General features: G+C 52.9%; 13 protein-coding genes and 3 tRNA genes. 3 read left to right on the forward strand and 13 right to left on the reverse strand.

Annotation, left to right across the window (positions count from 1 at the left end):
* Window positions 1-40 precede the first annotated feature (40 nt).
* The 8 genes from selA to selD form a co-directional block, all read right to left on the reverse strand.
* Window positions 41-1,432 carry an L-seryl-tRNA(Sec) selenium transferase gene (gene selA / locus A0U42_RS02550; RefSeq protein ID WP_065359742.1) on the reverse strand — a complete coding sequence of 464 codons (1,392 nt, stop codon included), beginning with the start codon at window positions 1,430-1,432 and terminating at the stop codon, window positions 41-43.
* Window positions 1,425-3,347 carry a selenocysteine-specific translation elongation factor gene (gene selB / locus A0U42_RS02555; protein WP_065359743.1) on the reverse strand — a complete coding sequence of 641 codons (1,923 nt, stop codon included), beginning with the start codon at window positions 3,345-3,347 and terminating at the stop codon, window positions 1,425-1,427. The genes selA and selB overlap by 8 nt, the downstream gene beginning before the upstream one ends.
* Before the next feature lie 4 nt (window positions 3,348-3,351).
* On the reverse strand, window positions 3,352-3,624 hold the full coding sequence (locus tag A0U42_RS02560; RefSeq protein WP_065359744.1) for a DUF3343 domain-containing protein: 273 nt from the start codon (window positions 3,622-3,624) through the stop codon (window positions 3,352-3,354).
* Window positions 3,624-3,881 (reverse strand): TIGR03905 family TSCPD domain-containing protein, encoded by a 258-nt coding sequence (locus A0U42_RS02565; protein ID WP_044502909.1) that lies wholly within the window; start codon window positions 3,879-3,881, stop codon window positions 3,624-3,626. Before A0U42_RS02565 ends, A0U42_RS02560 begins: the two co-directional genes overlap by 1 nt.
* Window positions 3,882-3,916: 35 nt before the next feature.
* Complete coding sequence (gene trxA, locus A0U42_RS02570; protein ID WP_044502910.1) at window positions 3,917-4,237, reverse strand: thioredoxin; 321 nt, start codon at window positions 4,235-4,237, stop codon at window positions 3,917-3,919.
* A gap of 116 nt (window positions 4,238-4,353) precedes the next feature.
* Window positions 4,354-5,496, reverse strand: coding sequence for an aminotransferase class V-fold PLP-dependent enzyme (locus A0U42_RS02575; RefSeq protein WP_065359745.1), 1,143 nt, complete (start codon window positions 5,494-5,496; stop codon window positions 4,354-4,356).
* An 85-nt stretch (window positions 5,497-5,581) separates the two neighbouring features.
* Window positions 5,582-6,874, reverse strand: a complete 1,293-nt coding sequence (purB, locus tag A0U42_RS02580) for an adenylosuccinate lyase (protein ID WP_044502912.1) — start codon at window positions 6,872-6,874, stop codon at window positions 5,582-5,584.
* A gap of 99 nt (window positions 6,875-6,973) precedes the next feature.
* Entirely contained in the window at window positions 6,974-8,008 is a 1,035-nt protein-coding gene (gene selD / locus A0U42_RS02585) for a selenide, water dikinase SelD (protein ID WP_083122194.1), read from the reverse strand.
* A 192-nt stretch (window positions 8,009-8,200) separates the two neighbouring features.
* Between selD and A0U42_RS02590 the strand changes: the two genes are divergently transcribed.
* From A0U42_RS02590 to A0U42_RS02600, 3 genes are all read left to right on the forward strand, one after another.
* A complete protein-coding gene (locus tag A0U42_RS02590) occupies window positions 8,201-8,935 on the forward strand; it encodes a hypothetical protein (protein ID WP_065359747.1) in 735 nt (244 codons plus the stop codon).
* Between the two features lie 157 nt (window positions 8,936-9,092).
* A complete protein-coding gene (locus A0U42_RS02595; protein ID WP_065359748.1) occupies window positions 9,093-10,592 on the forward strand; it encodes a cell wall metabolism sensor histidine kinase WalK in 1,500 nt (499 codons plus the stop codon).
* On the forward strand, window positions 10,570-11,271 hold the full coding sequence (locus tag A0U42_RS02600) for a response regulator transcription factor (RefSeq protein WP_065359749.1): 702 nt from the start codon (window positions 10,570-10,572) through the stop codon (window positions 11,269-11,271). Before A0U42_RS02595 ends, A0U42_RS02600 begins: the two co-directional genes overlap by 23 nt.
* A gap of 3 nt (window positions 11,272-11,274) precedes the next feature.
* On the opposite strand, the gene A0U42_RS02605 is transcribed toward A0U42_RS02600, so the two are convergent.
* The 5 genes from A0U42_RS02605 to A0U42_RS02625 form a co-directional block, all read right to left on the reverse strand.
* Window positions 11,275-12,663, reverse strand: coding sequence for an NAD(P)/FAD-dependent oxidoreductase (locus A0U42_RS02605; protein ID WP_044502917.1), 1,389 nt, complete (start codon window positions 12,661-12,663; stop codon window positions 11,275-11,277).
* A gap of 200 nt (window positions 12,664-12,863) precedes the next feature.
* On the reverse strand, window positions 12,864-13,913 hold the full coding sequence (pta, locus tag A0U42_RS02610; RefSeq protein ID WP_044502918.1) for a phosphate acetyltransferase: 1,050 nt from the start codon (window positions 13,911-13,913) through the stop codon (window positions 12,864-12,866).
* A gap of 262 nt (window positions 13,914-14,175) precedes the next feature.
* Window positions 14,176-14,251 (reverse strand) — tRNA-Val (locus tag A0U42_RS02615).
* Between the two features lie 3 nt (window positions 14,252-14,254).
* Window positions 14,255-14,330, reverse strand: a tRNA-Glu gene (locus tag A0U42_RS02620).
* 15 nt (window positions 14,331-14,345) lie between these two features.
* Window positions 14,346-14,421, reverse strand: a tRNA-Lys gene (locus A0U42_RS02625).
* Window positions 14,422-14,445: the final 24 nt, after the last annotated feature.

Genomic DNA, 14,445 nt, shown 5'->3' on the forward strand with positions numbered 1-14,445 from the left:
TTACGGGGTCGTTCCTTTTCTATATCCATTTATGCAGCCATCAAGACTGTAAAACCGATTTCATCGCCCTTACGATGTCCGAAAATTCCTCATCGCCAAGGGTCCGTACGGAAAGGATAAGGGCATCGTGACGGATGCGGGCCAAAACAGGGATATCTTCTTTTCGAAGGCTTTCCTCTAAGGCCGTTACCGTCCCGCTTGTCGGCCGGACAGCGACGCCCCAGCTGGGAAGGACGACACCGGGGAAGGCACCGCCGCCGACGGCATCGTCGACTTCAACGAGCGATATTTCAAGGGGAAGACCGGCCTCCGCTAAAGCTGCTGCCAGCAACTTCCCGCGTTTATGGCAGACATCAGAAGACTGCACCAGGGCCGCCAATGTCGGAATCTTTTGAACCGCCTCTCCGTCCCGATAGATGCGAAGCGTCCCTTCGAGACCGGCTAAGGTCATCTTATCGATGCGAAGGGCCCGAAGCAGCGGGTGGCGTCTCATCCGTTCAATATAGGAAGCCTTGCCGACGATGATGCCGGCCTGGGGCCCGCCTAACAGTTTATCACCGCTGAAGGTAACGACGTCGCAGCCGGCTTCAATGACTTCTCGGACCGTCGGTTCATGAGGGAGTCCCAGTGACTCCAAGTCGATAAAGAGGCCGCTGCCAAGGTCATTGATACAGGGAAGATTTTGGGCGTGAGCCAGTCTGACTAAATCAGCTGCCGCTACGCTTTCCGTAAAGCCGATGATGCGGTAGTTGCTGGTATGGACTTTCATCAAAGCGCCCGTGTCTTCACAAATAGCTCGTTCATAATCGACCAAATGGGTCTTATTGGTCGTCCCGACTTCACGAATCGTGCAGCCGCTCTGTTCAATGACATCGGGAATGCGGAAGGAGCCGCCGATTTCAACCAATTCACCTCGGGAAACGACGACTTCTTTGCCGGGCACAAGGCTGGCCAGTACCAACAGGACCGCGGCGGCATTATTGTTGACAACCAGGGCATCTTCGGCCCCGGTAAGCTGACAGAGGAGTTCCCGTACATGATCATCACGAAGGCCCCGTTTTCCCAATACTAAATCATACTCTAAATTGGTGTAGTGCCCGACGAGTTCCGCAATCAGTCCGGCAATGTCCGGACTGAGAACGGCCCGGCCCAAATTGGTATGAAGGACGGTCCCGGTCCCATTGATGACTCGCCGCAAATGCCCCTTATCCGCGCCCTGTATAGAGGCCGCCACGGCTTGTTCAAAAAGCTCCATAGAAAAAGGTTCATTCCAGAGTCCTTCGAGAATGGCTCTCCGCCTATCGTCGAGAACGGCGCGAATGGCATCGCGAACAATATGACGCGGTTTTTCTAACTGCTGAAAAGCCGGACGCTGCAAGAGCGTATCGACATCAGGCAGCTGGCGAAGCAGCTGTTTTATAGCTTCATTCATAAACGTCATCTCCTTTAGCTGTATCATTAGCGGCCCTTGACCCGGCAGCCCGGCCATCACCGGCCTTCACCGTAAGACCCAATCCATCAAAATAAGTTAAAATCAAGAGGGCCTGACGGCGGTTAACCTTCAAGAGGTCTCGCAACGTCCCCACCTTTAAAACTTCATGTTCCTTGAAATACTGAATAACGACCTCGGCGGCTCGTCGAAGGCAGGCCTTCGATAAGACAAACTCCGGCGAAAGGAAGGTGAGGCTCTTCCCCTGTAAAGCCTTGAGGATTTCCAGTACGTCCGGCCCCAAAGAAAGGAGGTCGGCAATCGCAACGGGGCGGTACCCGCTTCGAGCCAATCGCCTTTCAATCTCCGACTGGCATTGGCGCTGACGGGGTGAAAAAGCGAGGCGAAAATCCTTGGCCGCAACGAAATCTCGCGACAGTCGGCAGATTTTTCGCGCCAAGAGCAACTGCAGCAGTGCCCGACCTTCTTTTTCACCAAGGCCTAACCGCTGCCGCCATTCAGGTTGGGGCATGCCAAAGCGCAGGGGCCACCGTTTATGGTACTCATGGAGTACAGAAAGGCTCCGAGCCTGCCATGACTTGAAGGCTTCGCCATGAATCCAACCCAGGCGAAATGGCTTCACCCGGCCTTGATGTTTTAAATGTTCGAGAGCGTCTTCAACCTGCCCAGAAGGCAGGTCGGTTCCGGCAGAAATAGCCTCAACCGTCGAAAACGGAGACTGACAGCACTGTAAAAACTGAGCAATCACTTCCTCTTTCAGATTCGCATCGCGAACGCGTAAGGCCGTCATCAGATTCTCTTTAAAGCGACGGTGTTTTTCCGGACGGGCATCGAGGATTTTTCCTCCGCCTACGGTATGCATGGGCGAAAACGAACGAAGGATAAAAGGATCCCCGCTTTTGACATAGATTTCATCTCGCTCCAACCGCAGCTGCAAGAAACCTTCCGTACCGGGTTCGATGGCTTCGACGCCTAAGGGGACAACACGGGCCATGACTTCCCGCGTCCCGACTAAGAGGCGCACACGCTGCCAGAGTACCAGTGGCAGCGCCTCCCTAAGGCAGGTCACCTTGGCATCGATCATACGCGTCGCCGTCACGTCCGGTACCGCACAGAGGACCGAGCCGCGAGGGACGTCGCCGCAGGAAATTCCGGCCAAGTTAAGTGCCGTCCGCTGTGACGGTTCCGCTCGAAGGACGTCTTCCTCATACACCTGAATGTTGCGAACGCGCAGCTGCCGCCCTCCGGGGTAAAGCCATAGGTACTGCTCCTTTTCCACGACCCCGTCGAGGAGGGTACCCGTAACGATAGTTCCGACTCCATTAAGCGAAAAAGAACGGTCCACATGGAGACGGCCATGACCGGAAGCCTCTTGGGGCAGAATCGTTTCGGCCATCCTGGAAATGGCATCGACGAGTTCGCGCATTCCGCGGCCGCTCAAAGCATCGGTGACGACGAGCGGGGCCCCTTCCGCAGCCGTACCAATGAAAGCTTGGTCCATGCGGGATAAGGACTCCTCAAGGGCTTCTGGGGCAACCGTATCGGCCTTGGTTACGACGACGATAAATTTACGAACGCCAAAAAGGGTCAAGATGCCGAGATGTTCACTCGTCTGCGGCATGACCCCTTCCTTGGCATCGACGACGAGCAGGACCATGTTGAGGCCCGGCAGGCCGGCGACCATATTCTTTATAAATTTTTCATGACCGGGTACATCGACGATACCGCACCGCGTCCCATCGGGCAGATCCAGCCAGGCAAAGCCTAAATCGATAGTCAGGCCCCGTCGTTTCTCTTCAGCCGTCCGGTCGGTCTCGATGCCCGTCAAAGCCCGCACAAGCGTCGTCTTGCCGTGATCGACATGACCCGCTGTGCCGATAACGATATGTCTGGTCATCCTGTCAACCTTCTTTTATCTTAGTATATGAAACGGAAAGGCCTTGACGGCAGGCATGATATAAAGCGGCCCATTCCACCGCCTCCTTGTCGAATAAGGCAGTGAGGGCCGCTTCATCGTTCAACTCGTATTTTAAAGAAAAACCACAGGACGCATCGATTTTTCCCGGCGTAGGAATGATGCGCACCGAAAGTCCCGCTTCCTTCGCAAGGCGTTCACCTTCAATAGCCTCTCTCGTCGACGGCACTAAGACGATGCCGTATTCCTGAACCGCCATTACCCTTCCTGAGCCAAGGCCTGTTCAACGGCGCGTGCCAGCTGGTCGGCACAAGACGTGCCCCGATCCTCGCAGGGATTTCCTTTTAGGATAGCGACGGCCCGCTTGGCATCGGCGTCTTCAAGGAGCTTGCCGAGAGCCAGGGTGTTGCCGGGACAACCGCCGACGAAACGGACGTCATGGAGCTTCCCGTCTTCGATGGCAAAGGAAATTTCACGAGAACAAGTTCCCTTGGTCTTATAGGAATAGTTTTTCATAAAAAATCACCTCGAATATCCGCAGAAGGAACGGATTATTTCAGCAGGGAATCTAATTTGTTCTTTAATACATTGGCCGGAACAGAACCGATAGCCCGGTCGACGACTTTCCCATCTTTGAAAAAGACCATGTTGGGAATCGTGCTGACATCGTAATCCTGGGCAAGGGCCGGATTTTCATCGACGTCGAGTTTCCCAATTTTAACCTTGCCGGTATATTCTTCGGCGAGTTCTGTAATAATCGGTCCTTCCTTTTCGCAAACACCGCACCAGGTTGCAAAGAAATCTACCAAAACAGGTTCGCTGCTGTTCAAAACTTCTTTTTCAAAATTATCCATTGAAAATTTATATTCCATAATAGACGCCACCTTTCTTCTTTTGACTATTTGCCTTTTGTAACTAATTTCATTATATATTAGTACACCAATCGAGTCGAGTTTTCCCAAAAAATTTACACAATCGCCAAAAACGCCTACGAGCGGGCAATGACTTCCAAAGCCGCTGCCGCTGCCAGGACGTCTTCAACGGTCGTAAACTGAGAAAAAGAAAAGCGAACCGTCCCCTGAACGGCCGTCCCCAAGGCCTCATGCATGAGGGGTGCACAATGATAGGCCGGCCGCGTCGCCATATGATAGGTCTCCCACAGGATGTCGCTGACGACAGCCGACTCGGCATCGCCCAGATTCAGGCTGTAGACACCTACCCGGGGACCGGAAAAATCCCCGTAAAGGCAAATTCCGGGAATGGCCTGCACGGCAGGAATAAAGGCTCGGGCCAATTCCTCTTGATGAGCCCTGACAGCCGGAATCCCCTTTTTTAAGACAAGTTCGACAGCCGCACTCAGACCGGCAATGCCGGCGACATTGGCTGTCCCCGCTTCAAAAACAGCAGGAACTCCTGAAGGCTGCTCCCGCTCAAAAGTATGAACGCCGTCGCCGCCGGTAATAGACGGCAGGACTTCGACGCCGCGGCGGATGACGATTCCTCCCGTTCCGCCCGGTCCATAGAGCGATTTATGCCCGGTAAAGCAGGCCGCCGTTACGATGCCGTCAGACAGATCTATGTCATAAGCCCCTGCCGTTTGAGATACGTCGACAATGAGCCCCAGACAGTGATTCCTGCAAAAAGCCTTGATGCGGTTCAAGTCGAGGACATTGCCCGTCACATTAGAGGCATGATTACAGACCAACCACTTGGTCTTCGGCGTCAGCAGCCCTTCCATGTCATCGTAAGCCAGCCCTCCTGTAGGACTGACAGCCGGAATGACGGTCAATTCCGCCCCTAAAGCCTCTAACTGGTATAACGGGCGCAGAACGGCATTATGCTCCCAAGCCGTCGTCATAACGCCGTCTCCGGGCCGGATCAGCCCTTTCAGCACCATATTCAGGGCAACCGTAGAATTGTGGGTAAAGGCAACGTCGTACAAATCCTTACCGTTAAACAGTGTCTGAACGCGATGTTTCGCCGTCAAGACGATGTCATAGGCCTTTAAAGAATAGCCGTGGGCACCGCGGGACGGATTGCCGATATCGCCGGCCGCCAAGGCTTCAAAGACGGCCTTCGATACGGCTTCCGGCTTTTGGGCCGTCGTCGCCGCATTGTCAAAATAATACATGACGCCCTCCTTTCCAAGCAGCCCTATTGAAAAAGGCCCGACGAGACTGCCAAAGCAGGTCGTAAGGCCCTTACAAGGTTACAACTTAAATGCCGAAACGTGCAAAGATGGTATCGACGTGGCTGAGCATTTTCTTGACATCAAAGCAGCCTTCAATTTCTGCTTCGGTCATATACTGCTTAACGTCTTCATCTTTTTTCAAGTTTTCCAAGAAGTCTTCTCCGTCGATCCAGCGCTTCATGGCATTGCGCTGTACCCAGCGGTATGCCTGTTCGCGGACGGCACCTTTTTCGACGAGGGTATTGAGGATGATCGGGCTGTAAATGAGTCCGCCCGTCAAATTGAGGTCGGCCATCATCTTATCGGGATAGACGAGGAGCTTGTCGATGACCCGGGTAAAGGTCTGGAGCATATAGTCAAGAGCAATGGTGCTGTCCGGCAGGATAACCCGTTCTACGGAAGAATGGGAAATATCGCGTTCATGCCAGAGAGCGACGTCTTCCAAAGCCGCCTGGGCATTGCCGCGGATGACACGAGCCAAGCCACACATGCGTTCACAAGTAATAGGATTGCGCTTATGAGGCATGATGGACGAGCCCTTCTGTTTAGGACTGAAGTATTCTTCCGCTTCGCGAACTTCCGTACGCTGGAGATGACGGATTTCCGTTGCCATTTTGTCGATGGAGCTGGCGATGACAGCCAAGGTCGTAAGGAATTCGGCGTGGCGGTCACGCTGCAGGGTCTGCGACGAAATAGGCGATGCCGCAATGCCGAGGTGTTCGCAGACGTATTGTTCAACGAAGGGATCAACGTCAGCATACGTACCGACAGCACCGGAAATTTTACCGACGGCAATCGTTTCCTTGGCATGTTTCATGCGGTCGATATCGCGTTCGATTTCAGCCATCCAGTTGCACAGCTTGAGGCCGAAAGTCGTCGCTTCGGCATGAATGCCATGAGTACGGCCGATGCACGGCGTATATTTAAATTCAACGGCACGGCGACGCAATACGGCGTGGAAGTCTTCGAGGTCCTTGATGAGGATATCCGAAGCCTGTTTCAGCATGGAACCCAAAGCCGTATCTTTGACGTCTGTCGACGTCAGGCCCAAATGGACGTACTTTCCGGCTTCACCGATATTTTCGGAAAGGTTGGAGACGAAAGCAGCAATATCATGATGTGTTTCCGCTTCGATTTCATGGATGCGGTCGACAGAAAAGGCAGCTTTTTCGCGAATTTCTTTAGCCGCTTCTTTCGGGATATTCCCAAGTTCAGCCTGGGCTTCACTGGCCAGGATTTCAACCTGTTTCAGCGTATCCCATTCATTGAATTCTGTCCAAATTTGACCCATTTCCGGTTTCGTATAGCGTTCAATCACAGTTGATCTCTCCTTTATCATTGACATGAGTACGGTAAAAAAACTCACCGTCACTATTATACACTATCTATAGTGCCGAAGGTAGCCGTTTTGCAAGTTTTATTCAATCACAATGGATTCTCCTTCCCGCGCAGTCACATAGCCGATGACAGCGGCACAGGGAAGGACATCCTTCAAGGACCGTTCCAAAAGCACGGCATCTTTTTCAGAAACGGCAATGAGAAGACCGCCCGACGTCTGCGGATCATATAAAACATCCATCATTCCTTTATCGATGCCATCGGCTGAAACGCGGCCTGCCGCAAAATCACGGTTACGGTACGCCCCTGCCGGAATAAAGCCCATAGCGGCCATATCAAGAGCCTCTTTATGGAAGGGGATAGATGAAGTATCAAAGTGAATCGTCGTTTCACTTCCATCAGCCATCTCACAAGCATGCCCTAAGAGGCCAAAACCGGTAACGTCGGTACAGCTGTGAACGTCGTAACGAACCATCACGTCCCGAGCGGTCTTATTGAGCTGCGCCATCTGGGCGTATAGCTGCTGCAAAAGGGGCTGAGCTACAAAATCCCCTTGGGCTGCCGTCATCAAGATCCCGACACCCAAAGGCTTGGTCAAGATGAGGACATCGCCGGGACGAGCCGATGAATTGCGCAGTAATTTTTGCGGATGCACAAAGCCCGTGACCGACAAGCCGTATTTCGGTTCCTTATCTTCAATCGTATGACCGCCGGTGATGATGACGCCACTTTCATAGGCCTTGCTGTAGCCGCCTTCTAAGATGAGGCGAATGGCTTCTTGGCCCATCTTCAGGTTGACGCACATGACGTTCATGGCAAGCTTTGCCTCCGCCCCCATAGCGTAGACGTCGCTCAGGGCATTGGCCGCTGCAATTTGACCGAATAAATAGGGATCATCGACGATAGGCGGAAAGAAGTCGACAGTCTGGACAACGGCCAAGTCGTCCGTAACTTGGTAGACCGACGCGTCGTCGCTCTTATCATAGCCGACGAGGAGGCGGTCATCAGTGTGTGTTGGAAGCCCTTCCAACAATTGAGCCAGTGTCCCTGGCCCCAGTTTAGCGCCTCAACCGGCACAGGATGCCAGCTGGGTTAATTTCAATTTATCTTCCATGGAAGTCCCTCCTTATGAATAACAATACAGACTTTTCTCTCTTTGTTTATATTATACTATAATTTCACCGATAGTTTTATGCCTTCTCTTATTTTTGCAATTCTTACGCTCCGGTTTAGCTCGATTTTAGATTTACCGGCTATACTGTGTTTGTACTCAAAAAGAAGCAAGGACAGACAGGAGGAATTCATCATGACCCAAGAAAAATGGCAAGATACACTCATTTCCATCAAAAATAAGATGTTCACCGCCCGCAATGCAAAAATCGCAGCCGCTTTTATCGTCGTCGCCGTCATCGCCGGTGCCGGCGGCCGCTACTATCTCCACCAGCGCCATATGGCCCGCCATGAAGAGCAAGTCGCCGCCATGGCCGATTTGACCCAGGCCCAGGCAAAGCAAAAAGGCGTCAGTCTCATCAATGAAGAACAGGCCCGTACCGCAGCTGCCAAGGCCATCGGCAAAGACGAAAGTCAGCTGGACTTTAAAGAAGTCGCCCTCTTTGACATGGACAGCATGAAGCATAGAGACGGACGCGAAGAACATCGGCAAGATCGCCGCGGCGAAAGAGGACCGGGAGAAGGCCCTGACCGCAACGAAAAAGGCCGTCCGAATATGGATGAAAGAATGAGACCGGGACAGGGAAGCCCTCAAATGGGTCCCCAGGATCATCAAGGCGGGGCCCCGGCCCTCCAACCGCCTCAGGAACTGACGACGCCTCAAGCAGCCGTGCAGCAAGACCCACAGCAGGGGCAGGCAGTACCACAGGGACAGCAAACAACCGGACAGCAAGGTCAGCAGCCAGGCCAACCGATGCAGCCAGGCTTCCACCCCATGTATAAGGTCCGTGCCGTCTCCGGCAGCGTTCACTACGACATCCTCATCGACGCCGTAACCGGGTCGGTCATCCATACTCAAATCGATGACTGACAAAAAGGACTGACCGATGAAGTATCTTGGATTGTTCCCATAAGCCAGACGTTCGCGCTGGTTTATGGAAACAAGACAGGGGCTCCATCGGCCGGTCCTTTTTTCTGCCCTCGAAAACAGCTATAATAGAAATATCATACAGAAAGGATGCTGCCCTATGCTCCATTTACGCGATATTTCCTTACGCCACCGCCTGCTCATCGCCAACTTTACCATGGTCTTTGTCCCCATCTTCATTTTGACCGTCCTCGGCTTCCTCTTGGTCTCGGGCCTTCGCTTCTCGTCGCCTCACAACGACCTGATGACCTTATGGCCGGAAAAGGGGCCGGCCCTTTCCATCCAATATACGGTCAGTTCTCTCCGGGTCAAAGCCGAACGGCCGGGGCCGCTGAAACTGAATGACCTTCGCGAAGACTGCCAGGTCCTGGAAAGCCTTGGGATTGCCACGGCCATCATCCGCCACGACCAGGTCGCCTACGTCACACCGGGCGTCGACTTCTACGGATTAGCCGACCGGGTCCTGCAAAAGGCCCACGGTCAAAAGACGGTCATGACCTGGGACGGCGACGGCTTCTTCTTCCGATATTCGTCGCCCCACAGCGGGACGACGATCATCGCCGCCGGAAATACGCCCTTCATCGCCAAAACCGGCATCCGCGAAGGCATGGCCAAAAATGTCATCCAGACACTCCTCATCTTCATCGTCGGGACAGCCAGTGTCATCATCATCGGCTGCGGCCTCATCCTGTCCCGCCTCTTGTCGCGCCAAATTTTAGGGCCCTTGGCCGCCCTTCGCACAGCGGCCTCCGAAATTGAAAAGGGCAACCTCGATTATAAACTGACCGTCTCATCCCGTGACGAACTGGGCCAGACCTGTTCCGCCTTCGACCGCATGCGCCGCCAGCTCAAGGCAGCCCGAACGGCACAGGAAAAATACGAACAGAACCGAAAAGAACTCATTGCCGGCATCTCTCACGACCTGTCGACACCACTGACCCTCTTAAAAGGCTATGCCAGCGGCATCTTAGTCGGCATTGCCAAAACGGCAGAAAAGCGCCATCACTATATAGAGCTCATTTACCAAAATGCCTGCTCCTTAGAAAAACTCGTCGACCGCCTGTTCCTCTTTTCAAAACTCGACTTAGGTCAGGTCGATTTCACCCTTGAGACGGTGTCCCTAAGGGACTACTTTGCAGACTTTACCGCCGAAAATACGGCACTCTTCGCCGAACGGGGCCTCATCCTCCATTATACAGCGCCGCCCGATCCGGCCCGGGTCCGTATTGACCGAATGCAGTTCCAACGGGTCATCGATAACCTCTTAGAAAACGCCTTAAAGTACAAAGACACCGATACGGTCGCCATGGATATCGAGCTGGAGGCGACTCCGGTTCAGGTTACCCTATCCTTTGCCGACCACGGCCCGGGCGTCCCCAAAGTTTACCTTACCAAACTGTTCGACAGTTTTTACCGAACCGATGAAGCCCGCACAGACGTCAAAAAAGGCAGCGGCCTGGGCCTTGCCATCGTCAAACAAATCATTGCTACCTTAAAAGGGAGGATATACGCTGCCGAAACGCCGGGCGGAGGATTGACCGTCGTCATCACCTTGCCGGCAGCAGAGGAGGATAATCATGAAATCGATTCTAATCATTGAAGACAATATGGAAATCGCTGAACTCGAACGAGACTTTCTCGAAGCTGACGGAATTGCAAGCGTCATCGAAACAGACGGAACGAAGGGCATGGAACGGGCCTTAGCCGACGATTTCGACCTCATCCTCTTGGATATCATGCTCCCCGGCACGGACGGCTTCCACATCTGCCGCCGCATCCGCGAAGCCAAGGAAGTCCCCATTCTCATGGTGTCCGCCAAGCGGGAGGACATGGACAAGATACGCGGTCTCGGCCTCGGTGCCGACGATTATATTATCAAACCCTTCAGTCCGACGGAACTCGTCGCTCGCGTAAAAGCTCACATCCAACGCTATGAACGGCTGACCGGAAAGGCCCGTCCGGAAAGCGGCAGCGGGGAAGTCCTCCGCAGCGGCGACCTGGAAATCTACGTCGACAAGCATCGCGTATACGTAAAAGGCCGGGAAATCAGCCTGACCAACCGAGAGTTTGAACTCTTGGTCTTTTTGGCTAAACATCCCGGCCTGGTATTCAGCCGTGACCGCCTCTTTGAACGAGTCTGGGACCTCGACGCCGAAGGCGATACGGCAACGGTCATGGTCCACATCAACCGCATCCGAGAAAAGATAGAACCCGATCCGGCAAAGCCCATTTACATCGAAACGGTCTGGGGCGCCGGCTATCGCTTTAAAGAGGCCTGATCCTTATTTTGCTTCACGGCGCAGGATTTCCTGGCCGACGGTAACGCCGGCAGCTGACGCCTGAACAAGTCCGCGGGTAATGCCGGCGCCGTCACCGATGGCAAAGAAGTTCGGAATTTTGGTTTCTAAGACCGAACTCAATTCCAGTCGGTTCGAATAGAATTTGGCTTCTACGCCATACAAGAGAGTATGTCTCGAATTGGCACCCGGCGCTATGGCATCGAGGGCTTCAAGCATCTCTTTAATATCCTGCATATGGCGGTAGGGCAGGACCAACGACAAATCGCCGGGCGTCGCCTTGGGCATTGTCGGGCGAACGAGACCGCGCTGAATCCGTTCCGGCGTCGACCGACGGCCGTCGAGGAAATCACCAAGGCGTTGTACGATGACGCCGCCGCCTAAGATATTGGCCAAATTGGCGATATACTTCCCGTACTTAATCGGTTCGTGAAAGGGCTCGGTAAACTTCTTCGATACCAAGATGGCGAAGTTCGTGTTCTCGCTCTTCTTATGGGCATAGCTGTGGCCGTTGACGGTCAGTAAGCCGTCGTTATTTTCTTCGACGACGAAGCCGTAGGGGTTCATGCAGAAAGTCCGGATGCGATCGTCGAAAGACTTACTGAAATAAATAAGTTTCGATTCATAGACGACGTCCGTAATCGTTTCCAGCACTTCTGCCGGCATTTCGACGCGGACGCCGATATCGACGGCATTGGAGGTCAGGCGAAGGCCCATTTTTTCCACTTCGTGGACGAACCATTCCGACCCTTCCCGTCCGGGCGCACTGACCAGATAGCGGCAGGCGTAAAACTGATCGTCGATCAAGACGCCTTTGATCTGTCCCTCTTCTTCTACCAAGTGATCCACAGCCGTATCGGCCATGATATCGACCTTACCTTCGAGGAAATCGCGCATATGGGTCAAAATCTGGCCGTTGACGTCGGTCCCTAAGTGGCGGATACGAGCCGGAATGAAGCTGAGATCAGCTGCAGCGGCCTTTCGCTTTATCTCGCGAATGCGATCTTTATTTTCATCACCGTACACCTTGCGGTCGGCACCGCCAAAACGGCAGTACACTTCGTCGACATAACGGATTTTATCCATTAAATCGGCTTTTGGCATATAGTCATCGAGGTTGCCGCCGTATTCGGTAGTCAGTGTCAGTTTCCCGTCGCTGAAGGCACCGGCACCGCCCCAGCCGCAGACGACATTGCGCACCCGGTCCTGCGGTTTAGCATCGCCATTGAGACTGGTCGCAATCCGTTCCCGAATATCCTGGCCTTTTTCGACCATGAGGATATCGAGCCCCTTATCTGCCAGCTCCAAGGCCGTAAAAATCCCGGCCGGTCCGGCACCGATAATGATAACATCGTACGTTTTTACTGCTTTCATATACGCCACTTCCTTATAAAAACACCTTTACATCGAACAAAAAAGGCGCTGTCTCCTTGGGACAACGCCTTTTGCAGCCACACAAGCAGCTCCTCATTCAGCATAGCATGCTGTACGAACAAAGTCAACCGGCCGCCGATTCGAGGAGGCAAGAAAAAAAGCCGTTCCCGAAGGAGCGGCTTTTTCGTTACGCACTAAGCTTACTGCTGTTCATGTTCATGTTCAGCCCGTTCTTTTTTATAGAAGTCAGCCGTAATCGCATCGGAGCAGCATACAGCGACGACGTCAGCTACGTCTTCAGACGAGCAGCCACGGGACAAGTCAAGGATAGGTTTGTCGAGGCCCTGAACCAAAGGTCCGAGAGCCGTTGCATTGGCAAAACGCTGAACCATCTTGTAACCGATATTAGCAGCATCGAGGTTCGGGAAGATGAGGACGTTGGCGTGGCCGGCAACGGTCGAGCCAGGAGCCTTGTGTTCGCCGACTTCCGGAACGAGGGCAGCGTCAGCCTGCATTTCGCCGTCAAAAGCAAAATCGACGTTGCGTTCTTTCAAGATTTCAACAGCTTTGCGGACGTTTTCAACGGATTCACCGGCGCCGGAACCCATCGTGGAGTACGAAAGGAAGGCAACCTTCGGATTGAGGATCTGAACGGTACGACGAGCACGTTCGACACAAATGCAGGCAATATCAGCCAGCTGATCTGCCGACGGATTGGGGATAACGCCGCAGTCACCGAGGACGAGGATACCATTGTCGCCGTACTGAGGAGTGTTCGTCAAGAGAATGAAAGCCGAGGATACGGTCTTGTTGCCAGGGCGGGGGCCGATGACCTGAAGGCCGGCACGGATAACTTCTGCCGACGTCGTAGCAGCACCGGATACGCAGCCGTCAGCTTCGCCGAGAGCGACGAGACCAGCCGCAAAGAAAGTGTTGTTGTGCGTCATGATGTCGCGAGCTTTTTCAATCGTCATGCCTTTCTTTTCGCGGCGTTTTGCAAAGTATTCGCAGAGTTCATCCATCCGATAGTACGTTTCCGGATTGATGACTTCAACACCAGTGAGATCGATTTGGAATTTAGCAGCATCTTTTTTGATCTGTTCCAGTTTACCTACGAGAACGATTTTAGCAAAACCATCAGCCAAAACGCGTTCAGCAGCTTTCAGGACACGACGGCTGTTCGTTTCCGGAAGGACAATTTTCTTTTGGGCCTTGGAAACACGGGCTTTTAAATCTTCTGTAAATCTCATTTGGATACCACTCCTTGTAAGTTCTTAGAAATTTGTTGAGAAATATGGCCTTATGATAAGGAAAATATTCCTATCACTATCCTTCATTATAATACAAATTGACTGGGAATCAAACCTATTATTACTCATATATAAAATGAGCAGAAGAAATATATTATACTAATTCTGCAACGATAGTGATTTTTTCATACACAGAAGGCATTTTCCAACGATTTCCTAGTACAAAAAAAGCTGCACAACCAAAGTTGTGCAGCTTTTTTCATGGTGGGCGATAACAGGATCGAACTGCTGACATCCTGCTTGTAAGGCAGGCGCTCTCCCAGCTGAGCTAATCGCCCATGTGGTGACCCCTACGGGATTTGAACCCATGTTCTCGCCGTGAAAGGGCGATGTCTTAGACCACTTGACCAAGGGGCCACGTAATGTAGATTGTGGTGATCCACCCGAGATTCGAACTCGGGACACCCTGATTAAAAGTCAGGTGCTCTGCCAACTGAGCTAGTGGATCATATTGGCAGGGGTAGTAGGATTC

The organism is Megasphaera sp. DISK 18 (genome assembly GCF_001682955.1).
Taxonomy (GTDB): domain Bacteria; phylum Bacillota; class Negativicutes; order Veillonellales; family Megasphaeraceae; genus Megasphaera; species Megasphaera massiliensis.